This window comes from Deltaproteobacteria bacterium (genome assembly GCA_018668695.1).
Taxonomy (GTDB): domain Bacteria; phylum Myxococcota; class XYA12-FULL-58-9; order XYA12-FULL-58-9; family JABJBS01; genus JABJBS01.
The window spans coordinates 9,779-35,635 of sequence record JABJBS010000111.1 but is presented as its reverse complement, the minus strand read 5'-3'; the positions used below and the strand labels follow the sequence as shown (position 1 = coordinate 35,635).

The 25,857-nt window shown below is 52.6% G+C and carries 11 protein-coding genes and 1 other gene; 8 read left to right on the top strand and 4 right to left on the bottom strand.

Annotation, left to right across the window (positions count from 1 at the left end; translation table 11 throughout):
* A partial coding sequence (locus tag HOK28_06390; protein MBT6432702.1) for a hypothetical protein occupies positions 1–525 on the bottom strand: 525 nt, incomplete at its 3' end.
* Positions 526–708: 183 nt separating this feature from the next.
* Between HOK28_06390 and HOK28_06385 the strand changes: the two genes are divergently transcribed.
* Positions 709–2,010, top strand: a complete 1,302-nt coding sequence (locus tag HOK28_06385; GenBank protein MBT6432701.1) for an OmpA family protein — start codon at positions 709–711, stop codon at positions 2,008–2,010.
* Between the two features lie 20 nt (positions 2,011–2,030).
* Positions 2,031–2,267, bottom strand: an annotated gene (locus tag HOK28_06380).
* Positions 2,031–4,763, bottom strand: coding sequence for a hypothetical protein (locus HOK28_06375; GenBank protein MBT6432700.1), 2,733 nt, complete (start codon positions 4,761–4,763; stop codon positions 2,031–2,033). The genes HOK28_06380 and HOK28_06375 overlap by 237 nt, the downstream gene beginning before the upstream one ends.
* 207 nt (positions 4,764–4,970) lie before the next feature.
* Here HOK28_06375 and HOK28_06370 point away from each other — a divergent pair, with 207 nt between their 5' ends.
* The 5 genes from HOK28_06370 (at position 4,971) to HOK28_06350 (ending at position 11,186) form a co-directional block, all read left to right on the top strand.
* Positions 4,971–6,272 (top strand): pentapeptide repeat-containing protein, encoded by a 1,302-nt coding sequence (locus tag HOK28_06370; GenBank protein MBT6432699.1) that lies wholly within the window; start codon positions 4,971–4,973, stop codon positions 6,270–6,272.
* 95 nt (positions 6,273–6,367) lie between these two features.
* Positions 6,368–7,564, top strand: a complete 1,197-nt coding sequence (locus HOK28_06365) for a response regulator (GenBank protein ID MBT6432698.1) — start codon at positions 6,368–6,370, stop codon at positions 7,562–7,564.
* 83 nt (positions 7,565–7,647) lie between these two features.
* Entirely contained in the window at positions 7,648–8,421 is a 774-nt protein-coding gene (gene pomA, locus HOK28_06360) for a flagellar motor protein PomA (GenBank protein ID MBT6432697.1), read from the top strand.
* 11 nt (positions 8,422–8,432) lie between these two features.
* Positions 8,433–9,263, top strand: a complete 831-nt coding sequence (locus tag HOK28_06355) for a hypothetical protein (protein MBT6432696.1) — start codon at positions 8,433–8,435, stop codon at positions 9,261–9,263.
* 102 nt (positions 9,264–9,365) lie between these two features.
* A complete protein-coding gene (locus HOK28_06350) occupies positions 9,366–11,186 on the top strand; it encodes a long-chain-acyl-CoA synthetase (protein MBT6432695.1) in 1,821 nt (606 codons plus the stop codon).
* A gap of 64 nt (positions 11,187–11,250) precedes the next feature.
* On the opposite strand, the gene HOK28_06345 is transcribed toward HOK28_06350, so the two are convergent.
* A complete protein-coding gene (locus tag HOK28_06345) occupies positions 11,251–12,162 on the bottom strand; it encodes a methyl-accepting chemotaxis protein (protein ID MBT6432694.1) in 912 nt (303 codons plus the stop codon).
* A gap of 507 nt (positions 12,163–12,669) precedes the next feature.
* On the opposite strand from HOK28_06345, the gene HOK28_06340 reads away from it, so the two are divergent.
* Together HOK28_06340 and HOK28_06335 are read left to right on the top strand one after the other, a co-directional pair.
* A complete protein-coding gene (locus HOK28_06340; protein ID MBT6432693.1) occupies positions 12,670–13,047 on the top strand; it encodes an Hpt domain-containing protein in 378 nt (125 codons plus the stop codon).
* 97 nt (positions 13,048–13,144) lie between these two features.
* Positions 13,145–25,855, top strand: a complete 12,711-nt coding sequence (locus HOK28_06335; GenBank protein ID MBT6432692.1) for a DUF4215 domain-containing protein — start codon at positions 13,145–13,147, stop codon at positions 25,853–25,855.
* Positions 25,856–25,857: the final 2 nt, after the last annotated feature.

Genomic DNA, 25,857 nt, shown 5'->3' with positions numbered 1-25,857 from the left:
TCGTATACGCTTGGCCACCGGCATAAAGGCCTTCTTTAGGTCAGCACTGCCCGCCGCAAACGAACCACTCTGGAGGATTCTCACGGTAATCAGCTGATCGGTAATCTCCAGTTCAACCTTTCGGTCCATTATTTCAGGAGCAAGTAATTCTTTAAGCTTATCAGCATCATTCAGTGTTCTCTGTCGCATTTTTTCTTTGATTTTATCGGCCTGGGACAAAATATCATCGATGCTTACGTCTTTAAGCTTAACACTGGGCTTGGCACCGAGCCCCTTAGACATTCCTTCAGCCATTGCCTTGAACTTCTCGACATCGAGCTGAGACATACTAAGTAACATGACGAAAAAACACATGAGCAGAGACATCAAATCGGCAAAGGTTACGACCCAGAGAGGCGCTCCGGCCGCCTCCTCTTCCTCAGGAGGTGCCGCTGGCCCATCGTCGAAAATCACCGCTGGGGCGTCTTCTTTGGCCTCTTCAACGGGTTCTTCACCCTCTTTGGTGGCCTCGTTTGCTTCGGCCATAGTCTCCCCACATGATTGCACCAGTCCCATGACCACCTTATTACGGTGTTCGGGGTGCAACAACTGAATCGACGTGTTGGATTCTAACTTTAGTCTTTGGTCAAATAGTCGATAGTTAAATGTGGGATTGCCTCGTAATGGGAAGCCATGGCAACTTAACCACACTGTCGCCAAAGGATAGCGGTGAGCGATTCGGAGAAACCAGATAAGCCCAAACGGGGCGCAAAGCCTGCAGATAAAGCAGTGAAGAAGACGCGCGAGCGCCCGTCGCCAGAGACCGATGCGCCCAAAAAGCTGAAATCAACCAAGAAAACAACCAAGAAAACAACGAAGAAGACAACCAAGAAGAAAGTCTCCAAGAAGACTCCAGCTGCCGCTCCAGCCGAGACTGCTGACGGCAAAGCCCCCGTCCGAAAAAAGAAACGTAAGAAAAAAACAACTGCTAAATCGGTCGTCACTGCAGTAGCGGGAGTACCGCAGGCGGAACAAACTGCTCAAACCGCTGCGATCGCCGCAGCACAAGTAACCGCCAAAAAAGCGCCGAAGAAACCATCCGCGGATATCGCAACCGAAGACGCCGCTAAAAAGGCTAAACCGGCACCTCCACCACCGACAATGTTGTTGGAAGATGATTCAATGGGTCCACCTGCTCCAGAAGCAGAGGCAGGCGCTCCCCTTTGGGTCGTAACATTCGCCGATCTGATGTCCCTACTCATGTGTTTCTTCGTTATGCTTTTATCGATGAGCAGCATGGAAATTACGACATTTAAGAAGATGGTCGAGTCGATGAAGCGAGGGCTGGGTCAGTCCATGAGCACTGAAATGGAAGAATTTGGAGTTGAACAAATTCTATCTGAAGCGCAAATTCTCCAAGCCGCTGCCAGAGAACAAACCAGGAAGCAGTCGGCTGAAATGCGCCAAATCCTAAAACAAGAAATCAACGATGGTAAAATTGAAGTGGAAGAAGGTGATCAGCAAATCACCATTCAGATCCTTCAAGCCGGTTCATTTTCTGCGGGTAGCGCAACCTTAAAGAAGAGTTTTGTGAGTATTTCAACCAAGCTTAAAAACTCTCTGGATAAGATTCCTGGTGCCATTACGGTCGCCGGACACACCGACAACCAACCCATGAGTACGAGACAGTTCCGCTCAAACTGGGAACTCTCGAGTGCGCGCGCATTTTCGGTGATTCACTCACTGCTAAAAAGATCAGACCTGAAGCCCGAACGCTTTGTACTGCGTGGATTTGCGGAAACCCGGCCACGCGTCCCCAACGACACGCCCCAAAATCGAGGTAAAAACCGCCGCGTTGAAATCATTATTGATCAGCGAGAGTCTTCTAACATTACGGGCACCGACAACCCCGACAACCTTGAGCGCATTATCATCAATGCAGAGACTCTCGAGAACTATCACCGAGACCATGTTCGACCGATCAACAGCGTGGGCAAGCCGCCGCCTGCCGCCCCTGCCCCAACGAAATAAACGCTTTTAGCCAACAGGCGTTAGAGCCGTGCATCCCAGATTCGGATTGTTTGGTCGATGCCCGCCGAGGCGACTAAACGCCCATTCGGGTGGTACGCAACTGCTGTGACTGCGCCTTGATGTCCTTCACATACAATTCGCTCGCTGCCTGAAGCCACACTCCAGATCCTAACGGTAGAATCATCACTTCCAGACACCACGGTCTCGCCATCCGGTGAGAAGGCTATATCTCGTACTCCACCATCATGCCCCACCATCTTGCGACGCACTTTTTGCTTACGTACATCCCAAAGACGAATTGTATAATCATAGGAAGCCGATGCGATGGTCTGACTTAACTTACGGGGCGAAAATGGAACCGCTGAAACCACATGGTTATGTCCAACCAACTCTTTTGAATAGACCCCATCGGGGATGGTGAAAAAACGGATATCGTGCCCAGCGGCCACCGCTAAAGTTTCACCATCAGGGTGAAATGATAAGCCCTGGACCTCACTCTTCTGGGCTTCAAGCTCGCGTCGTAAAGCTCCTCGAGACACGCTCCAGAGTCGGGGCCTTTTGTCTCGTCCAGCCGATGCTAAAATCTTCCCATCAGGAGAGAAAGCGAGCGTCTTCACCCAGTTTGTGTGACCTTCCAGCTCGTGAAGTAATTCCCCCGTTTTCACGTCCCATAAACGAACTTGATTATCACGGCTCCCTGATGCCAGCTTCTTACCGTCGGGTGAAAAGGCAACAGCTTCAACGCCGCCCTGGTGACCGAACAACTCGCGAACCACCTTGCCGGTCTTCGTGTTCCATAAGCGAATAACTTTATCGTAACCCCCGGACGCCAAGAGATTCCCTTTAGGATTGAAGACCACAGTTGCAACGGTGCCTTCATGCCCCTCAAGTCGCATACGTTCGTTACTGGTTCGTACATCCCATAACCTAGCTGTGAAATCTAAACTCGTCGATATCAGCCTAGACCCGCTGCTGGAAAACGCGACCCCAGTAACACCAAACTGGTGACCTTGAATTGTGCGACGCTCTAACCCCTTACTAATATCCCACAACTTCACACTCCAATCCTGGCTGGCGCTTGCTAGTATCGAAGCACCCGGTGCAAAATCGAGGTCATTCACGTGGTCTTTATGACCTTTGAGAAGGTGGAGTTTCTTTTTTGTTTTGAGACTCCAGACGCGAATATTCGAGCCGATGGAAGCGGCCAAGTACCGTCCGTCACGAGAAACTGCCAAGGCTCCTACAAGTCCCTTCACGCCGGAGAACTTGTGTAATCGTTTTCCGCTCTTCACGCTCCACTGCAAAACTTGGCGGTCCCAGCTGGCGCTGATTACCGACTTACCGTTCACGCTAAATGAGACGCCCGTAACCTGAGACCGGTGTGCTTTAATCTTGTGCTTCACTCGCCCGGATTTAGGGTTGACCAACCAGACACTGCCGTCCAAGCCCCCAAAGCTTATCGATTTGCCATTTCGCGAAAAGGCAAGAGCACCTGTCCCAGTCTTTGGCCCAGCTATTCGGCGAAGCACCACGCGCTTTTTTACATCCCAGAGCCGCACCACAGGTTCTTTGCTAGCAGAGAGCAAGAATTTACCATCAGCACTAAACGTTACCGCGGTGACCGGCTCTACATGCTCGGCCAACCATCCTACTTTTTTCCCGGTACGCTGATTACGCAAGACCAACGCTGTATCATCACAAATCGCTACAATATCCGACTTAGGCGAGGACGCGACGCAGCTAATCGGCGCTTCATGCCCCACCCTCAAACCTTCCTGGAGGGCAGACGGAGCCCATACCTGAAGCCGGTTATCAAATGTGGCCGTCGCAAACATTCTTCCTGCCCCTGATACGGCGACAGCAACCCCAGTCTCCCTGACGAACTTTAACTTACGCTCGAGACCGTTACGCACATCCCAGTATCGAACCGTATTGTCGCCCCCCAGAGAAATGAGAGTCCGGCCACGGTCTGCAAAAACAATTGCCTGAACCTCACTTAGGTGGCCTTTGAACTCCTTGATAAAATTACCTCGCTGGATATTCCAAAAGGCAATGGTCGAATCCCAAGATGCGGTCACAACTTGTTTACCGTTGGGATGAAACACAATGCTGGAAATCGATGCATCGTGACCCTCAAAGGTTTTTAATAATTTCCCGGTGCCTGCGCGAAAAAGACGGACTAGGCGCTCGGTTCCGCCAGTTGCCAGGAGCCGACCGTTCTTACTAAAGGCAAGGGTCATGACGCCCGCGCGGTGACCCTTGTACTGACGAATCATCTTTCCGTTTTTGACTCGCCAAAGCCGTACGTCACCTTCAGCAGAGGCGGCCGCCAAAAACTTACCGTCGGGGGAAAAAGCCAGTGCAGAAACCCACTCGGTATACGACCCAAATTCACCGACCTTCACACCCCGTTTGGAATCATAAAGTCTGATTTTTCCGTCGTAGGATCCTGTCGCGATGGTCCGGTTATTTGGCGCAATAGCGACCGTTCTCGCCCCTCCAAAATGGCCCTCAAACACATGAAGGTTATCAGAGGATTCAGTATCCCAAACTCGAACCGTTTCATCGGTGCTGCCAGAGACGAGAAGCTTACCGTTGGGAGAAAAGGCCAAGGCGCGGATGGTTCCGTTGTGACCGCGTATCTTGTGAAGGGGTTTTCCAGTGGGTGCAGCCATCAGGTTGGCGCAGCTCAGTACGCCAAACGAGACAATCAGTGCTCTCACGAGCATTTGGCAAAATTGATGCCGCCTCACCACAACCCCATCCCTCAAGATTAGCAGCGTCCGCTTGGTGCACCGCCGCTTTTCACCTTCAGATCACCATCGACGAAACCCTAGCGATCTTAAGTATGTTGGCGAGCGACATGCGCATACCTTGGGCTTCGGAAAGGCTTTTTGAGTGAAGAATGATCAATGGAATCGAATTCGTTGAGGTTCCAGGTTGGTTTGAGGCCAAGATGCATGCGAAAACCAGTAGAGATGGCTAAATTCTTCACACTTGGACTTCACATCCTGGTTACCGCTTGGCTCCTGCAGGCCTGCACACCGGAGCCGGACCCACTTCCTTCAAAATCTCAGGAAAGTCCTCTACCCGAGGTTCAGTCGGAGCAGCATCACCCAAGTTCATTTGCAGCCTGGCCTTCTCCGGTATGTGTGACGAGCCCATTCAAGATGTGCACGCAAAGTGACCTACGTGAAGCCGATTTCCGCCAAGCTGACCTATCGGGTCACGTGGTATTTTTTAACGCCAATGCCGAAGACTCAAACTTTAGTGAGGCCAATCTCTCCAATGCTGCGCTCCACTTCTCACAATTTAAACGCGCCAAACTTGAGTATATTGACTTAAGTGGCGCCGACCTGCCGGGAGTAAGCCTAGTGGCCAGTAATCTTGAGCGCGCCCAGCTTCGCAATATCAACTGCCTCGGCTGCGACTTTACCGGCGCTCAACTTCAAGACAGCGATTTCCATGGCGCTGTGCTTCGGGGTTCCAATATGAGCTACACAGACTTACGGGGTGCCAACCTATCGAGGGCCGATGTAACTCAAATACTCTGGCACCAAACCCTCTGCCCGGATGGATCGGAAAGTCATCAAAATGGTGGCACTTGCGGCGGCCACCTAACCACTCGATCACACCCATGTTCAGCAGGGCCCAACTTGCAGTGCGCTGACCAAGACCTCAGCCGTATTGACTGGAGGGCTGCAAACTTAAACCACGCCAATCTCGAGGCGACAGATCTGCGGCAGGCACGTCTCACCGGCGCCAACCTACAAGGGTGCAACCTGACCCATTCTAATTTACGCGGCGCCGACTTCAGTCACGCCGATCTGCTCGGAGCGAACCTTCTTCGTGCCGACCTCGAAAAAACCACCTGGCACCTTACCCGCTGCCCGGATGGAACGTTGAGCCAAAACAATGGTGACACCTGCGGCGGCCATTTGGATTCCGAAATTTCAGCCTGCTCGGTTGGACCTCAGGCTTCTTGTGAAGGTGCTGACCTCGCCGGGCTCGACCTAAGCTTTGCCAACCTAAGAGGCGCAAATCTTCAGGGAGCAGATCTCCGTGGAACCCGCTTAGTCGGGGCGAATCTTCAGAAAGCAAACCTTCAGCGGGCGAATCTTCAAGCGGCCGATCTCTCACGGGCAGACCTTACGCACGCTATCACAGAAGGCGCAGACCTTACTGATATTATTGCGATAAACGCAATCTGCACGAGGAAGTTCTCAGCCAAGACAGGAATCACCTGCTCAGAGAACCCCTGATACAACCACCAGAGCAAACCTTGATTTTGACCCCCGCAGCTGGTTCCGCTACCGTTTAAGTGAACCTCCTTTTCCAAGCATAGGAACTACAAACATTGGTTGACCATTCTGAAACGACCGGCTCCACGAAACGCTCCCGCAAAAAGGTAAAACCACGCGTCCTATGCGTGGATGATGAGCCCTATGTATTGGAGGGCTTGCAGGTCAATCTGCGGCGACACTTTGATGTGTCCACCGCCACCAGCGGCCGAGAAGCCCTGCGAATGATTCACAAAAGCGACCCATACTGCGTCATTCTTTCAGATATGAGAATGCCAGAAATGGATGGGGCGTCGTTTCTAAGCCTCGCGAAAGATGCCTCTCCCGACAGCAGCCGTGTCTTATTAACCGGTCACGCAGACCTTGAAGCAGCGGTGAAAGCCGTCAACGAAGGCGGAATTTTCGCCTATCTCTCCAAACCCTGCCCTGCCGGTGAACTGCTCACAGCGTTCGAAGGTGCCCATGAGCATCACCAAATTGTGGTTGCAGAACGAGAAATTCTGGAAGAGACACTCTGGGGCAGCGTCAATGTCATGGCCCAAGTACTTGGCTTGGTAAATGAAGAGGCCTTTGGGCGCACCGAACAGCTTCGGACCATCATCATTAGAATCAGTGAAGCACTCTTTTTACCCAATATTTATGAGTTCGAAATTGCAGCTATGGTTTCACAAATTGGCTGCGTCATGCTTCCCGGAGAGCTCCTGCATCGTATCGACACGCGCCAATCACTCACCGCAGAAGAGCGAAAGATGTTTTTGGACCACCCCAAAACTGCCCAGCGCCTGCTCCAACGAATCCCAAGACTAGAAGACATTGCAGTGATGGTTGGCAATCAACACCGCTCCTTCGGGGCCCAAGACCCTGAAAGGCACATCCTCGAAGACAACCGCCGCCTACTCGGAGCCAATTTGCTACGGTTAAGCCTTGATACTGCACGATTGGTAGCCAGTGGCCTTACCCGGGATGAATGCATCGCGGCCCTAGAGCTTCGCCCGCAGGCCTATGACCCTCGTATGCTGGCCGTCCTATCGCAAATTCAGATAGACCCGCCGCCGATGACAACCCGCTCGGTGACACTCGAAGAGCTCGAGCAAACGATGATTATCGACCAAGATGTGACCACCATCGAGGGTCTAATCGTGATTCGAAAAGGCCATGAAGTGACCGAGATGGTCCGTGAGCGCTTGGAGCGCTTCAACAAAGGGGTCGGCATCAAAGAACCCATTCGCGTTCTAGCCCCTCGATCACCTTGATTTTCTTAGAAGTTTGCGGAATCAAAGCCTTCATGCTACCGTTTTTATAAGGGTATTGTACCGGTTTGACGGGGAGGTCAGCCATGCCGGATCTGGCAACGCTTATTGGTTTATTGGGCGCTTTTGGGATTGTTGGCTTTGCCATTGGGCAAGGTGAAGGTGGCGTTGCCCTCTTCATTAACCCGCCCTCACTGCTCATTGTTATCGGCGGAAGTATATTTGTTGCACTGATGAAGTTCGGCCTTGGACAGTTCCTTGGAGCTATCAAAGTGGCACTGCAGGCATTTTTCTTCAAGGGCGCAGACACCAACGAACTTATCGAGCTTAGCCTAAGCCTCTCCAACAAGGCTCGCCGAGAAGGCGTATTGGCCCTGGAAGAAGAGAACGTCACCAACCCGTTTCTTAAAAAAGGAATCGAATACCTCGTGGATAACGTGGATGGACAAGTAATTAAGTCCACACTTACCAAGGAGATGTATCAGGCTATGGACCGGCATGATGGTGGCATCAAAATTTTCAAAGCCATCGGCGATGTTGGCCCGGCCATGGGTATGATTGGAACGCTTGTGGGCTTGGTCCAGATGCTTGCCAATATGGAAGACCCGAAGACCATTGGTCCGGCTATGGCGGTTGCACTTCTCACCACTCTCTACGGTGCGATGCTTGCCAACATGTTCGCGTTACCAATCGCCGACAAGTTAACCCTACGCAACAACGAGGAGCGCGTTACAAAAATGCTCCTCATCGATACCATTGTTTCAATTCAGTCCGAACAACACCCGCGTATCCTCGAGGAAAGTCTCAAGCCCTACCTCAAGGCCAGTAAGCGCGATAGTGGTGACGAGAAAGCTGCTTAAGCGAGGTCTCAATGGTTGGTAAAACGCCCGTTATAGAAGAGGAATCGACAGTGGCCAATGAGGACATTCCGTCAGATGCGGCTGCCTTCGAGGCTGTTGGAGACCGCATTCTAAAAATCATCGAAGCGGTTTTGGTAGCGCATTCCGAGCATCGTGGCGCCGGTCTTGGGGCGATTGATGTTCGAGAAGTGATGGCTGCTCTGCGTAATGTACCGGGGTTGATGCCTAAGCTTCTTCGAGGTTTGATTGGTCCTGACCAAGTCGTCAAGTATGTTCGAGACCCCTTCACGCGTGCGTTGGTTCAACCTTTTGCACATCTATTCGATACCGCACCCGATCAGAGCTTAGCTGAGGGCGCCCTCTCGCGCCGCATGCTGCCTGGATTTTTCATTGCCCTGCGGCTGATGGTAGGTGGTGAACGCTATGAGCATGCGCAGGCGGTCTGCGAGTCGACACTCGTCAAAAACAGAACCAGCCCCGAAGATCTGGGCAAGCTTGAATTCTGGGACGAACTTTACGCTGACCAAGCTGTTACTGACGTTGTTGCTGATATCTACAGCCGAGCCCTCTTGCGGCTCACGATGTACGAAAAACGAAAGCAGTGGTTCATTCGCATGGTGAACAGCCAACTTTCAGCCATCGATTCCATGACCGATGCTGATGGTGAGGCCAGCTGGGAGTTCACTGTGCAGCACTTTAAAATGGTCTTTGAAACCATTGCGATATCGCCCGATACAGGTGAATTATCGCCCGAGATGAGCAGCTACATCAGCGAGAACATGGACGACAAAAGTCTCCAGGAAGTTCATGAAGTCGTTCGCTTAATTTCCAGCGAAACTTAGCCCCTAAATCAGCAAACAATTCCAGGCACTAAGCGCATTCCACGGATTTTTGTTGACGCCTCGCGTTAGCCCGTCTACGCTCCCCATTAAAGGGGGATAATTATGCAGATTCAATCTATCATCGAAGAGCTACCAGCGGTCCGTTCCCGGGTCGAAATGGTCGTCAAAAAGCTTCCATCCGTTATTGAGGGACTCAAATACCTGAGAAAAACGGACCAAGAAGAGGAACTCTCCATCGGTTCCTATATCGAACGCAACGCCATTGACCACCCACACTTCCCGGCTGTGCTTTACGAAAATCAAAGCTTTAGCCACTCAACATTCAATGCCTGGGTCAACCGGTACGCAAACTACCTTGCGTCAGAGGGCATCCGTAAGGGTGATGTCGTTGTGGTTTTGCTTGAGAACCGCCCAGAAGTGCTGGTCTCGGTTGGAGCACTCGCTAAGCTTGGAGCGGTCGCATCACTTATCAACACCAATCAGCGCCGCGAAGCTTTAATTCACAGCATCGAGCTCTCAAAACCGCGCGCGTATATCGTTGGCGAAGAACTCTATACCGCGTTCTCCGAAGTCCTCAACGACGTACCCCGCGAGAACACCCCGCTCTTCTTCTTGCCTGATACCGGAAAAATGGATGTTCCTGAAGACTTCATCGATCTCAACGCCGTAAGCGACCGAGCCTCGAGCGACAATCCGCTCACAACGGGCCGAGTGAAGATGAAGGACCCATGCTTTTATATCTTCACATCAGGCACGACTGGGCTTCCGAAGGCATCTATCATGACGCACTTCAGGTGGGTTAAGGCATCGGCTGGTTTTGGTTTCTGTGCCCTAAGGCTCAAACCTGGTGAGGCAATCTACACGGCGCTTCCGCTTTATCACAACAACGCCCTGACCGTCGCATGGTCCTCAGCGTCCGCAGGCGGAGCTGCGATAGCCCTTCGTCGAAAGTTCAGCGTGAGTCAGTTCTGGAATGATACCCGAAAATTCAATGCCGTCGCCGTATGCTACATCGGTGAATTGTGCCGCTACCTCCTGAACCAACCCCGGCGTCCAGACGATGCTCACAACCCGGTACGGCGTATTGTCGGTAACGGACTCCGTCCTGATGTATGGATGGAATTTAAAGAGCGGTTTGATATCCCAGAGGTTTATGAATTTTATGGTGCCAGTGAGGGCAACATTGCCTTTATCAACCTCTTCAACCTCAATTGCACCATCGGCTTCTGTCCACTGCCCTATGCGATTGTAAAATACGATATTGATAAGGATGAGCCGCTGCGCGACAGCAACGGACGATTTATTAAAGTTGGAAAAGGTGAAACTGGACTTCTTCTTGGCCAAGTGACCAAAAAAACGCCATTCGATGGTTACACGAATAAAGAAGCCAGTGAGAAAAAACTATTCAGAGATGTATTTGACGAAGGTGACCTCTGGTTCAACTCCGGCGACCTTCTCAAAGACATGGGCTTTCGACACGCTCAGTTTGTAGACCGTTTAGGTGACACCTTTCGCTGGAAAGGCGAGAACGTCTCAACCACTGAAGTGGATGAGGTCGCTAACGGGTTCTATCAGGCCGAAGAAGCCACTACCTACGGGGTTGAGATTCCAGGCACCGATGGCCGCGCAGGGATGATATCACTGGTTCTAAATGTGGCCCTAAAGGAATTTGATGCCAAAGCCCTGAGCGAGAGCCTACAGTCCTCGCTTCCTGCTTATGCCCTCCCAATCTTTATTCGGCTTCGTTCAGAACTCGAAGTAACGGGTACTTTCAAACATCGTAAGGTGGATCTCAAGGAGCAAGGCTTTGATGTAAACCAACTCAAAGACCCGGTCTATGCTTGGTTGCCTGGCAGCGATTCTTATCAAAAGCTAACCAAAAAACGCTACGATGAGATTATGGCCAAGAAAATTCGCTTCTAAGCTCAGTAAGTAAGCAAAAAAAAGAGGGCCAATGGCCCTCTTTTTTATTTCTGATTTTTACAGGTCACGTCATGAACTCATTCGACATGCGCTGAAGCTGCTCACAAGACCCTGAGATGTTATTCGCAGCATCGCGTGCACGACCTGCTGCATCCACAGTCTCCTCAACCGTTCCAGCAACGTGTGAAATGCTGTTTGCGATCTCCGTTGTCCCACCCGCTGCTTCATGCAAGTGCCGCCCCATTTCTTGAGCAGTAATGGTTTGTTCCTGAACAGCTGTTGCAATGGTTGTTTGGTATTCGTTTACTTGCGTAATGATATCCAAAATCTGACCAATTGCAGTCACCGCACCATCCATATCTGTTTGGATGGCCGTGATTTGCTGAGTAATCGACTCTGTTGCCTTCGTCGTTTCCTTGGCCAATTCCTTAACCTCAGTCGCAACAACCGCAAAACCCTTACCCGCTTCACCCGCACGCGCGGCCTCAATGGTAGCGTTCAAAGCAAGCAGGTTCGTTTGCTCAGCGATAGAACTAATCACTTTAACAACCGAGCCAACTTCTTTACTCGTCATATCGAGCTGGTTAACCGTCTCTTTTGTGGTCTCTGCAATAGCAACTGCCGACTGAGCAACTTCCGATGCCTGTCGAGCGTTGATTGCAATCTCGTTAATATTGGAGCCCATTTCTTCAACACCAACAGCAACCGTTTGAACGTTTTCGCTCACTTGAGATGCCGTGGCCGATAGTCGGCTCGTTTCGGATGAGGACGATGCCGCATCGTCAGCCATCTTATCGCTGGTTGCTGCCAACTCAGTAATGGAGCTCATCAACGAATTACTAGAGCTAGCGACAGTCTCAACGAGAGTACGTACTCCGCTCAAACCATCACGAACCAGGTTGAGCGATTGATTCTCGCCGCCCGCACCCTGAAATCGGAGGTCACCGCGTGAAACTGCAGCAAACACTTCAGCCATTTCTTCGCCGTCAGAGCCGTCACTTGCGGATTTGACAATGCCGCCGCAAACTAAAACAAGACCTACTATAAAGAGTCCTGCCAAAGGCACGGTATTGCTCTTTTCCTTGTCGTCTGCATCGGCTGACTTCGATTCTTCTTCACCCTCGTCGTCTTCATCTTCATCTTCATCTTCATCGTCGTCCGAATCTTCATCGGCATCAGCGGTGGCCTCAGCAACGGTTGAAGGAGAAGTGATCTGGACGGTGCCGTACATCACCCCAGCCAACGCAATGGCTGCAATAACGCAAGCACGAATAATACCTGGGGACAAACTATCCCCTCCCTGACTCTGACCGAGTTCGCTCATGTATACCCCCGAAGTCGATAGGACCACGTTAACGCACGAAATCACAAAAACTTTACTAGATATTCAGGGGTTGGAGCGAGTTTTATTTCATAAAAAGCGAAGAGCACCCCGAAAGTCTTTAGTCGCAACGGGCTTTGCGATAGGTTTAAAGGGCACAAAATGAAGGAAGAAAATCATATGACATCAGCTGAATGCCCGGTAGATGTAGACGTATTAGACACCCTCAGGGAGCTTGCAGATGAAGATACCCCTGATTTCTTCACTGATTTGATTGAATCCTACGTAGACGACGCATCCCGCTTGGGTGGAGAGCTACTCCAGGCGATCGCTGCCCAAGACGTGGAGCTTGTCGCTCGGACGGCCCACACCATGAAATCGAGCAGTGGGAACGTTGGAGCGGGAAAGCTTGCCAGTCATTGTGCGGCCATCGAGGCCCAAGCCAGAACCCACAACAATTTGGATTCTGTATCCGAAAAAGCTGAACACGTAACCGCTGAACTTAAAGCCGTTGTTACGTACCTCTCTACCCTCATTTAAAGACCCTTCTTCCGAAAAAAGAGCGTAAAGCCGCCAAGTTGCATGGCGTCACCCCCAGCATCTGCTAGACTTCTTGGAGAGCTAGACTGGGGGGTTTATGCGGGGACAACACTCAACCTGGCAAGTAATTCTGATGGCATTTGTGCTGGTCGGATGCGAAGCCGCAATTATCGAGTCCACTGAAGACACCTACGAGCAAACAGAGAGTTGCGGCAACGATGTTGTTGAACCCGGCGAGGTCTGCGACGACGGAAACCTAAGTAACCAAGACGGTTGCCTTGCAACATGCCAACCAGCCTCATGCGGAGATGGTTTTCAGCGTAACGATATTACGACTCCAGGGGCCGAGGGTTTTGAAGCTTGCGATGCCGGTGCGGCCAACTCCAACACAACACCCGATGCCTGCCGTACAGACTGCTCCCTGCCAAAGTGTGGTGACCAAGTCGTTGACAGCGGCGAAGACTGCGATGATTCCCTCTCCGATACCGAGCCAGACAGCTGCCGAACCAACTGTACTTTTCCAAGCTGCGGCGATGGCGTTGCCGACACTGGCGAAGAATGTGATGACGGAAACGACATAGACGGAGATGGCTGCTCTGCATGCCGGCTCAGCCTCTGTGGCAACGGCGTTATTGAAGGCGATGAGCAATGTGATGATGGTAATAACAACACCTTCGACGATTGTCCCAATGACTGCCTGATTGCAATCTGTGGCGACGGAACCCATGAAGGGTCTGAAGCTTGTGATGATGGTAATACAGTCAATACCGATGCATGTACTGGATCATGCAATGAGGCGATTTGCGGCGACGGCATCGTTCGTTCCGATATCATCAATCCCCAAGATTCTGGTTACGAAGCTTGTGATGAAGGTGCTGCCAACGCTGATTCAGCCGACGCGTGCCGAAACGATTGCTCCCTGCCTATTTGTGGCGATGGCATCCAAGATAGCGACGAACAATGCGATGATGGCAACACAAACAACAACGACTTCTGCCCGAATGACTGCCAATTCTCCAACTGTGGTGACGGCGTTATCACAGGCAGCGAGCAGTGCGATGACGGCAACAGCGAAAACTTTGACGATTGCCCCAACGACTGCCGCTTTCAACAATGCGGAGACGGAGTCGTGGATGGCAGTGAACTTTGTGATGACGGTAACCTCGTCAACACCGACGCCTGCCGCACAGATTGTTCGCCCGCAACCTGTGGTGACGGTGTTATCCGACTTGATATTTTCGATACAACCCATCCGGACTTTGAGGCATGCGATGATGGTATCGAAAACTCAGATACAGATCCCAACAGCTGCCGCAGTAACTGCCGGAGCTATACATGCGGTGACTCCGTACAAGACTCTAATGAAGACTGCGACGACGGCAACACTTTGGATGACGATGCCTGCCCTTCTGATTGCCTCTTAGGGACCTGTGGCAATGGGACCATTGAAGGCATTGAACAATGCGATGATGCCAACCTCGATAACGAAGATGATTGCCCCAATGATTGCATGCTTGCCGTCTGCGGTGATGGAATCATCGAAGGACGCGAGGAATGTGAAGACGGTAATACAACGCCATGGGACGCTTGTACGAATACCTGCATGACCGCTCGCTGCGGCGACGGTATTACGAGACTGGATGTTGGGGACACTGATAACCCTGCCCATGAGAGCTGCGACGATGGTAATGACAACGACCTCGACTCGTGTACCAATCAATGCACACAGGCTACGTGTGGTGATGGCATAACAAGAGCAGACATTACCGATTTTAATAGTCCACTTTTTGAAGCCTGTGATGATGCAAATACCGACAACGATGACAGTTGCATATCTACCTGTCGTACCGCTGCATGTGGTGACGGCTTTATCCGCGCCGATGCTTCCCCGTCCGATCCTGGCTATGAATATTGTGACCCTGCATCCCCGCTCGACGACGGGACCTGTCCGCAAGATTGCACAAATCCGGCAAATACTGTCTGCGGTGACGGCATCGTCCAGGGCGATGAAACCTGTGATAACGGCACACTGAACTCAGCTGATGCTTTTTGTACACCGGTCTGCCAAATCGCGGCTTGCGGAGATGGCTATACGTGGGCGGGTATTGAACAGTGCGATGACGGAACAAATAACTCCAACACATCACCTGATACCTGCCGAACAAATTGCGTTCTCCCCCGCTGCGGTGATGGCATTCAAGACGGCGATGAAACCTGCGACTTAGGCACAGGTAATAACGACAACGAACCTGACGGCTGCCGAACAAACTGTCAGCAAGCCTATTGCGGTGACGGGATTTTAGATGCCGCTGAATATTGTGACCCACAAGATTTGGCCAATGGCGCTCCGTGTCCAGATGACTGCAGCAACCCCGACAATTCAGTGTGCGGCAATGGGTTTATGGAAGGGTTCGAAGAATGTGATGAGGGACCAAACAACAGTGCTTCGGGAACCTGCTCTACAGGCTGTACTTTACCCATTTGCGGAGATGGAACGATTCAGGGCGAAGAAGAATGCGACGACGCCAATAACGTAAACACTGATGCCTGTAGCGATTCCTGCAACGTTGCCAGCTGCGGTGATGGTGTAACGCGCAGCGATTTAACTCTGGGCGAGGACGGTTATGAGTTCTGTGATCCAGGACCAGGCGGAGACAACCCGGCAACCTGCCCTAATGATTGCAGTGACCCCAGCAGCTCAGTGTGCGGAGACTCATCCATCGATGGTTTCGAGGAATGCGATAACGGCCCTGATAATAGTGATGGTGGTATTTGCACATCAACTTGCACAAACGCGGCCTGTGGTGATGGGCACCTGCGAAGTGGTCTCATTCCGGGACAGACAGGTTACGAGCAATGTGATGACGGCAACACCCTAGCTGACGACTCGTGCACAGACACCTGCAAGCTGGCTTTCTGCGGTGACGGGATAACCCGTGCAGACATCCTCAACCCCAACCACGGACTCTATGAAGCATGCGATGACGCCAATGGCGAAGATGCAGACGCCTGCACCGACACCTGTAAAGTCGCAAAATGCGGCGACGGTATTCTGCGAACAGATATTACCCCAGGTAATCCAGGCTTTGAGTTTTGCGATGGTTCCCCAGGTTGCCCAGCCGACTGCAGCGACCCCGACTCAGCTATTTGCGGTGACGGAGTTATTACGGGCAACGAAGTTTGTGACTTTGGTGGACTAAATAGTGACAACGGGCAATGCACCCTCTCGTGCCTTATTAATACGTGCGGCGATGGGCTTGTATGGACTGGCCGAGAACTATGTGACCTTGGAAATGCAAACGATGACCAGGGAAGCTGCACAACAAACTGCCTCTTACCAACCTGTGGTGACGGGATCATTCAGGCAGATGAGGAATGCGACGAAGGTGCGGCCAACAATAATACCTCCACCTTGACAACTGCTTGCCGAACCACTTGCCGCGTAAGTTTCTGCGGTGATGGTGTTCAGGCTGACAACGAGTTTTGCGACCCCAATGACCCATTGGCAACCGGTTGTCCGCTCGACTGCACCAACCCTACTCTCGCAGAGTGCGGCGATGGAATTATTTCAGGGTTTGAGGAATGTGACGACGGCTCCAACATCGACGGCTCTGGCTGCGACAGCAACTGCTCAGTTACCGCATGCGGCAACGGTGTTGTCACCGGAGATGAAACGTGTGACCAAGGAAGCCTTAACTCAGATGTAAATCCTGACACCTGCCGCAGTGACTGCTCTGCCCCGCGTTGCGGTGATGGTGTGATGGATATCGCCGAGTTCTGTGATCCGGGAATTGGCGGCGTCTTGGATTGCCCCTCAGACTGCACCGACCCTGAACAAGCTGTCTGCGGTAATGGCATCACCGAAGGTTACGAAACCTGTGACAATACAATCAATACCGATGGCTCGGGCTGTGACAGCAACTGTTCAGTCACTGGTTGCGGTAATGGTATCGTCACCGCGGGCGAAGCCTGCGACGATGGGAATTTCGATGCATTTGATAGCTGTACCGCTGCATGTGCCCTTGCTACCTGCGGTGACGGGATTTGGCGAAGTGACATTTTGGACCCAACCGCGGCTGGCTATGAAGGCTGCGACGACGGCAACACCATCAATGACGATAGCTGCACCCTCGCCTGCCTCCCCGCTCAATGCGGCGACGGCATTCGAAGACTCGATAAGGTTCAAGGACAACTTGGCTACGAATTCTGTGATGACGGTAACACCGTAAGTGGAGACGCGTGCCCCGGTGATTGCACCGACCCCGGGCAATCCGTATGCGGCGATGGCATTCGAGAAGGCAATGAAGCTTGCGACAACGGTGCAAGCAATTCAGACAGTGCGCAATGCACCTCGAGCTGTAGCTTCAACGTCTGCGGCGATGGACTCAGGCATGAGGGTGTTGAAGGTTGTGATGATGGAAACGCAAACAACAACGACACATGCACCAACAGCTGTATCCCCGCCACATGTGGCGATGGCTTTATGCAACCCGGCGAGGAATGTGATCAAGGAAACGCCAATAACAACACCAGCACAAGTCCTGATAGCTGCCGGAACAATTGTCGTTTAAGTTACTGCGGCGATTCTGTCGTCGCATCCAATGAATATTGCGACCCGCTTAGCCCCGACAATACTCTGCCCTGCCCCAGCGATTGCACCGACAGCACACTCTCTGTTTGCGGCGACACTGTGGTTGAAGGCTTCGAAACATGTGATGATGGAAACAACGCAGATGCTGATGGTTGTGATAGCAATTGCACCGAAACAGGCTGCGGCAACGGTGTCATTACCTTCGGCGAATTCTGTGATGACGGTCCTCTCAACTCGGACGAAAACAGCGGCGCTTGCAGAACCACTTGTGAGTTACCCTCCTGCGGCGATGGCGTCCAAGATGACGATGAGTTTTGTGACCCAGAGGTATCTGGCTCGGAAGACACCTGCCCACAAGATTGCTCTAACCCGGACGAATCCCTTTGCGGTGATGGCGAGACGACCGGCTTTGAAGAATGCGACGACGCAAACTTCAGCAATGGAGACGGCTGCGACGTGAACTGTACCGTCACTGGTTGTCAAAATGGGATTGTCACGGATGGTGAAGGGTGTGACGACGCCAACAGCAACAACTTTGATGCATGTACCAACGCCTGTGTCGTCGCCAGCTGCGGAGACGGTATCCCCCGGTCCGACATTCTTGACCCCGGAGTACTTGGTTATGAATCCTGCGACGATGGTAACAACATCAACAACGACGGATGCACCAACGCCTGCACCTTCGCTCGATGCGGAGATGGTGTCATACGCGCCGACGTTCCTTTGGAATCACCCCTCTTTGAACACTGTGACGATGGAAACAACGTCAATGGAGACACTTGTCCCTTTGACTGTTCAAACCCTACCGCCGCCAACTGTGGCAATGGTATTCGAGAAGGTAATGAGGGATGCGACGAAGGAATACTCAACTCCGACAACAGCGGCTGCCTCGCCAGCTGCCAAGTTGCCCAGTGCGGTGACGGCCTCATCTGGACAGCCTTTGAGCAATGCGACGATGCAAACACCAACAATAACGACAGCTGCACCACCTACTGCAATGTCGCAAGTTGCGGAGACGGTTTTCTTCAGGGGCTCGAAGAGTGCGACGAAGGCGCAGCCAACACGAATCTCAGCAACAGCCCAAGTGCATGCCGACTTGATTGCCGACTGTCCTACTGCGGGGATGGCGTCAGAGACAGCAGTGAATACTGTGATGCAAGCGCTCCGGGCGCAGACCCTGAATGCCCAAGCGACTGCACCAACGCCGCCAACTCAGTGTGCGGAGACGGCCAAACAACCGGCTATGAAACATGCGATGACGGTAATCTAACCGATGCCGACGGCTGTGATTCGAACTGTCAGCCTACGGGCTGTGGAAACGGACTCGTAACTTTCGGAGAGTTCTGCGACAACGCCGACCTAAACTCAGACACCTTACCTGATGCATGCCGTACGGATTGCTCTACTCCGTCATGCGGTGATGGCGTGAAAGATAGCAACGAGTTCTGCGACTCAGCTGCCTCCAACGACCTAACGCCTTGCCCCAGTGACTGCTCTAATCCAGAGGCTGCTACCTGCGGCAACGGTAGCGTGGAAGGTTTTGAAGAGTGCGATGATGCCAACACCGCGAATGGAGATGGTTGCGACAATAACTGCACCCTAACCGCTTGTGGTAATGGCATCGTCACGGCTGGAGAATCTTGTGATGATGCAAATTCTGACAACTACGACGCGTGTACCCAAAACTGTGTAGCCGCAGCTTGCGGCGATGGCTTTTGGAGAGCCGACATCCTAAACCCAGAGGAGCCGGGCTTTGAAGGATGTGACGATGCCAACAGTGACAATACCGATGCCTGTACAAACGACTGCTTGGTCGCAAGATGCGGCGACGGTGTCACACGCACGGACATCCCTGCGGGTCTTATGGGCTATGAGCATTGCGATGACGGCAACACCAACGGCGGTGATGGGTGCCCTGCTGACTGCACGGATCCAGACGGATCTCTTTGCGGTGACGGTGTCGTTGAAGGCAATGAAGCCTGTGATTTTGCCGGTGCCAATAACGACAACGGAACTTGTACGACAACATGCGTGTTCAATACTTGCGGTGATGGTCTTGTTCATGCGGGCATCGAACAGTGTGACGATGGCAATAGCAATAACAATGCCGGGCCTTGCACCACAGCCTGCCGCCTACCAACTTGCGGTGACGGATTTGTCCAGGGCGACGAGGAATGTGACCTCGGTCCACAAAATAATAACACAAGCACCGCGGCCGACGCATGCCGAACAACTTGCAGAATAGCTTATTGCGGTGACGCGGTTGTTGCAGATGGCGAATTCTGTGACCCCGAAGATCCAAACAGCGACCAGGACTGCCCAGAAGATTGCAGCAACCCTGCTCTCGCCGAATGCGGCAACGGTGTAAGAGAAGCGTTTGAGTTATGTGACGATGGCAACGACATCAATGGTGATGGGTGCGATACCAACTGCAGCGAAACGGCATGTGGAAACGGTATCATCAGCACCGACGAGTCTTGTGATGATGGCCCGCTTAATTCAGATGACGAAGTAGATGCTTGCCGAACAGACTGTAACTCGTATTCGTGCGGTGATGGTGTCGTCGACTCAAATGAATACTGCGACCCAGACGCACCCGGCGTAGCGGCCAACACCTGCCCCACCGACTGCTCAAACCCTGATGATGCTCTATGCGGCAATGGGCAAACCGAGGGTTTTGAAGAATGTGACGATGCGAATGGTATCGATGGCGACGGCTGTGATTCTAACTGTACAGAAACCGCATGCGGTAACGGAATCGTGACCGGTGGGGAAACCTGCGACGACGCAAATCAGGACAACTACGACAGCTGTCTCAATACCTGTGAACCCGCAACCTGTGGCGATGGTTTTTGGCGCTCAGATATCCTTGACCCATCAAGCCCAGATTTCGAAAGCTGCGATGATGCCAATGCAATCACGACGGACGCTTGCACCAACACCTGTCAGGTCGCTCGGTGCGGTGACAACATCGTTCGTACCGACCTCGATGAAACAAGCCCTGGGTATGAACACTGTGACGACGGGAATAACCTAAGCGGTGACGCCTGTCCTTTCGACTGCTCTGACCCGGCTGGTTCAGTTTGCGGCGATGGCATTCGCACAGGAAATGAGGCCTGTGATTTAGGTGAAAACAACAGCGATACCGGTGGTTGCACCACACAATGCTTACTCGCGGTTTGCGGCGATGGTCTTGTTTGGGGCGAACGAGAACAATGCGACAACGGAGCCGCGAACGCGAATACTGGTACCTGTACAAATATCTGCACTCAGGCAACATGCGGTGATGGCTGGTTGCAAAGTGGCGAAGCCTGCGACCTGGGGACCGGTAACTCTAATAGCACGACAGATCCAGACGGCTGCCGTATGAGTTGCCTAAGGCCTTCTTGCGGAGACGGTGTTACCGATACATCGGAATTTTGTGACCCTCTCGATCCAGCAAGTGCCAGCCCTTGTCCATCTGACTGCACGAATCCTGCCACAGCAAACTGCGGCGATGGTATCGTCCAAGGGTTTGAAGAATGCGACGACCAAAACAATACCAATGCAGATGGATGCGATAACAACTGCAGCATCACCGCATGCGGCAACGGCGTTGTGACTGAGGGCGAAAGTTGCGACAACGGATCTCTGAACAGCGACTCCGAAATCGATGCTTGCCGAATCAACTGCCAAGCCGCAGCTTGCGGGGACGGCATCCTGGATACGGGTGAATATTGCGACGACCCACAGAACCCCGATTGCCCACAAGACTGCTCAAACCCTGCCCTCTCAGCCTGTGGCAATGGTACTGTTGAAGGTTTTGAAACCTGCGATGACGGCGCCAATACAGATGGCAGCGGCTGCGATAGCAACTGTACCATAACGGGTTGTGGAAACGGCATCACCACAGGGTCGGAAGCTTGCGACGATGGCAACGACGACGACTATGACAGCTGCACCAATAGTTGCGTAGCGGCCAGCTGCGGTGATGGAATATGGCGCTCAGATATCAATGACCCAGAGGCAGGAGGCTTTGAGGGATGCGATGACGGTGACAGCATTGATACAAACGCGTGCACCAACAGCTGCGCGTTAGCAATCTGCGGCGACGGAATTGTCCGCGAAGATCTCGAGGCAGGTACACCCGGTTACGAATACTGTGATGACGGTAATTCAATCAATGGTGACGCCTGTCCATCAGACTGCAGTGATCCAACGGCGGCAGTTTGTGGTGACGGCATTCGAGAAGGCAACGAAGCATGTGATAACGGTATTGCCAACAGCGACACTGGTTCGTGTACTCTAAGCTGCAATGCGGCGACATGCGGTGACGGTCTCCATTGGCTCGGCAACGAAGGTTGCGATGACGGTAACAACATCAATACCGATGGATGTACCAATACCTGTGTGACTGCCGCTTGCGGAGATGGCTTTATCCAAGTTGGTGAGCAATGTGATGACGGCTTGAGCAATAGCGCGACGAGCACAAGCCCAACCGCCTGCAGAACCAACTGTCAAACTGCCCATTGTTCCGACGGTGTCACCGATACTTCCGAGTTCTGTGACCCACTCGACGCCAACAGCCCCCAGCCGTGTCCGCTCGACTGCACCAACCCGGCCACATCCGTATGCGGCAATGGTGTTCCCGAGGGATTTGAAGAGTGCGACAGTACCACCAACACCGACGGAAGCGGCTGCGACAGCAACTGTACCGTAACAGCTTGCGGCAATGGAATCGTCACGCTCGGCGAGGCATGTGACGATGGCGAAAATAATTCAGACAGCGATATTGATGGGTGCCGCACCAACTGCCAAACGGCCGGCTGCGGAGATGGCGTCGTGGATACGGGCGAATTCTGCGACCCTGGTGTCCCTGGGGCTGCGCTCACCTGCCCCGCCGATTGTAGCGACCCAGACCTAGCCACCTGCGGCAACGGAATCGTTGAAGGACTCGAAAGCTGCGACAATGGCACGAACGAAGACGGCAGCGGTTGCGATAGCAATTGCACCGTCACCGCTTGCGGAAATGGTATAACCACCGCGGGTGAGGCATGTGACGATGGTAATACAAATGCATTCGATGGCTGCACCAACACCTGCAACCAAGCAGCATGTGGTGACGGCCTTGTTCGTAACGACATTCTAAATCCAGACGTTGCTGGCTTCGAGAATTGCGACGATGCAAACACTATAAATGACGACAGCTGCACCAATACATGCCGCAGCGCCAAATGCGGTGACGGTGTCGTCCGCAGTGATATTGAAGCAGGCAACCCCGGTTATGAGTTCTGCGATGATGGCAACAATCTTAACGGCGATACCTGCCCAAGCGACTGCAGCGATGCCAGCCAAGCCGTTTGCGGGAACGGCTTACGTGAAGGCAATGAAGCTTGCGATGCTGGCGCAAACAACAATGACAACGCTGAATGCACTACCTCTTGTCTCTTGAACGTGTGTGGCGATGGCTTAGTCTTAGCCGGCTCAGAAGCGTGTGATGACGGTAACACCAGCAACACCGACGCCTGCACCACCTCATGCATTCCAGCGAGTTGTGGAGATGGATTTATCCAGGCTGAAGAAACCTGTGACAACGGCTTGAACAACTCCGACACGAGCACTGACCCGAGCGCTTGTCGCAGTAACTGCCAAGTTGCAAGCTGCGGCGACGGGGTCAAGGCAAGCAACGAGTATTGCGACCCGTTCGACCTAGATAGTCCTCAGCCCTGTCCCGATGACTGTTCCAATGCGGCGCTGGCTATCTGCGGAGATGGAGAAGCCGAAGGGTTCGAAAGCTGTGATGATGCTAATGCGATAGAAGGCGACGGCTGCGACAGCAACTGTACCGAGAGCGGCTGTGGCAATGGTATCCAAGCTGGATCTGAAGCCTGCGACGATGGTGAAAACAACTCCAACACCTTGGCTGATGCTTGCCGAACCGACTGTAGCCTACCCGCCTGCGGTGATGGTGTGTTGGACGACATTGAGTTTTGTGACCCAACCGCGCTCGGCTTTGATGCCGAAACATGCCCATCAGATTGCAGCGACCCTGATGCTGCCGTTTGCTCCAACAATATCAGAGAGGGTTTTGAAGAGTGTGATGACGGCAATGCTACCGACGGAGATGATTGTGATACCAACTGCACGTTCACAGCTTGTGGCAACGGCATTCAGACCGCAGGTGAAGCGTGTGACGACAACAACGATGATAATTTCGACGCATGCACCAACAGTTGCGCGCTCTCCGTTTGCGGCGATGGCATATGGCGCGGAGACATCTTAGACATCACGAACCCTGCCTTCGAAGCATGTGACGATGGAAATACAAATTCAAACGACGCATGTACCAATGGCTGTCTCGTTGCCACCTGCGGCGACAATATCGTCCGACTCGACGCTGCGCCGGGAGAAACCGGCTACGAATTCTGTGACGACGGAAACTTAGAGAATAAAGATGGTTGCCCGAATGACTGCACGAATCCGGCATCCGCAAACTGCGGCGATGGTGTCAGGACAGGCCCCGAGAGTTGCGACAACGCTGCTGCAAATAACGACACTGCTGAGTGTACTGAAAATTGTGAAGTAGCAACCTGTGGTGATGGTTTCACCTGGGCGGGCCAAGAAGGCTGTGACGAAGGCCCCGGCAACAGCAACACCGGCAGCTGCACTGAGCAATGTGTACCGGCGACTTGTGGAGATGGCTTTGTACGAACCGATGTTACACCTGGCAGTAACGGATATGAAGAATGTGATGATGGCATTAACAACTCGGACTCTCTACCCAACACCTGTCGAAACACATGCGTTCTTGCAGCTTGCGGTGATGGCGTCGTGGATACCGGAGAGGATTGCGATGACGGAAACAATGAAAATGACGACAACTGCCCTAACGACTGTCAGATTGGCATCTGCGGAGACGGCATCGTCGAGGGAGCAGAGACATGCGACATTGGAACAGACAATCAAGGAAACTCCCTCAATCTAGACAATGGAGCGTGTACATCAAGCTGTATCATTGCCGCGTGTGGTGACAATCTCATTCAAACGGGCATCGAGGCATGCGACGATGGCGACGATAACTCTGACACAAGCGCGGACAGTTGTCGCAATAATTGCCAGGTTGCCCACTGCGGTGACAACGTCGTCGACAGCAACGAAACCTGTGATGATGGGAACACGATTGCTACCGATGCTTGTACGGACACCTGTGCTCCGGCTGCCTGTGGTGACGACATTGTTAGAACAGATATCTCTGAAACTCTAAGTCCACTTTTCGAAGAATGCGATACCGGCAACGCCAACGCAGATACTCCTGATACCTGCCGAACAGACTGTCGACTGCCAAAATGTACGGACGGAATCGTCGATGCCTCCGAAGAATGCGATGATGGTGACGAGAACAACTACAACGATTGCCCGAACGACTGTAGTTTCGCTGTTTGTGGCGATGGTATACTCGAAGGAAACGAAGATTGTGATGATGGCAACGACGATAATCTCGATGGCTGTTTTACTGATTGCCATTCCGAACCTTTAATGAGTTACAAGTTTGAAGGTAGCGCCGAAAACACCGGACGCTCCGCCCCCGAATTTAATGCGACTGCGGAAAGTATAGATTACATCGACAGCATCGCCGGATTAGGCAGCGCTGCCCAATTCAAGACCGACGCGGATGCCGACCAAGACACCTCCTGGCTTCGCGTGAATGAGATAAGATCGGCCATTGGTTCAGTCAGTCAACTTGTCATTGGCGTGTGGTTCAAACAGGACACGATTGCCGACAACGGAACCCTCTTCGATTTTCTAGCCACCACCCCGTCCAGCGGGGGCGGGATTCGGGTTGCCAACGGAGTGGATCAGGAAACCCTGGAAGCGTGCTACGCCAACAGTGGTTCAGGGGAGGTCTGTGGAGACATTGACCTTGGAGCGGGTTACGACGGGACTCAGTGGCACCACCTACTGGTCCGGCTCGCAGACAACACAGGCAATGTAGAAGTCAGTATTGATGGTATCGTACAACTGATTCTCAATAATCCAAATGCTGCTCCTATATTGAATTCCTTTATGGCCGATGACATGACATGGGGATTTGGAAGCGGTTTTGTAATCGATGAAATTAAAATTTTCGATATGGACTTCAACAGGCAAGAGCAGTGTGTTCTAGTTGTTGAGGGGACCTGGGATGCAACAACAGATAGCTGTGACCCTACCCCCGTTATAAATGATACTTCGCCGTAGGG

Bases quoted from the DNA above. Each gene is read 5' to 3' on its own strand.
- HOK28_06370 (MBT6432699.1), top strand. From the start codon at position 4,971: ATGCGAAAACCAGTAGAGATGGCTAAATTCTTCACACTTGGACTTCAC.
- pomA (MBT6432697.1), top strand. From the start codon at position 7,648: ATGCCGGATCTGGCAACGCTTATTGGTTTATTGGGCGCTTTTGGGATT.
- HOK28_06355 (MBT6432696.1), top strand. From the start codon at position 8,433: ATGGTTGGTAAAACGCCCGTTATAGAAGAGGAATCGACAGTGGCCAAT.
- HOK28_06350 (MBT6432695.1), top strand. From the start codon at position 9,366: ATGCAGATTCAATCTATCATCGAAGAGCTACCAGCGGTCCGTTCCCGG.
- HOK28_06345 (MBT6432694.1), bottom strand. From the start codon at position 12,162: ATGGCTGAAGTGTTTGCTGCAGTTTCACGCGGTGACCTCCGATTTCAG.
- HOK28_06340 (MBT6432693.1), top strand. From the start codon at position 12,670: ATGAAGGAAGAAAATCATATGACATCAGCTGAATGCCCGGTAGATGTA.
- HOK28_06335 (MBT6432692.1), top strand. From the start codon at position 13,145: ATGCGGGGACAACACTCAACCTGGCAAGTAATTCTGATGGCATTTGTG.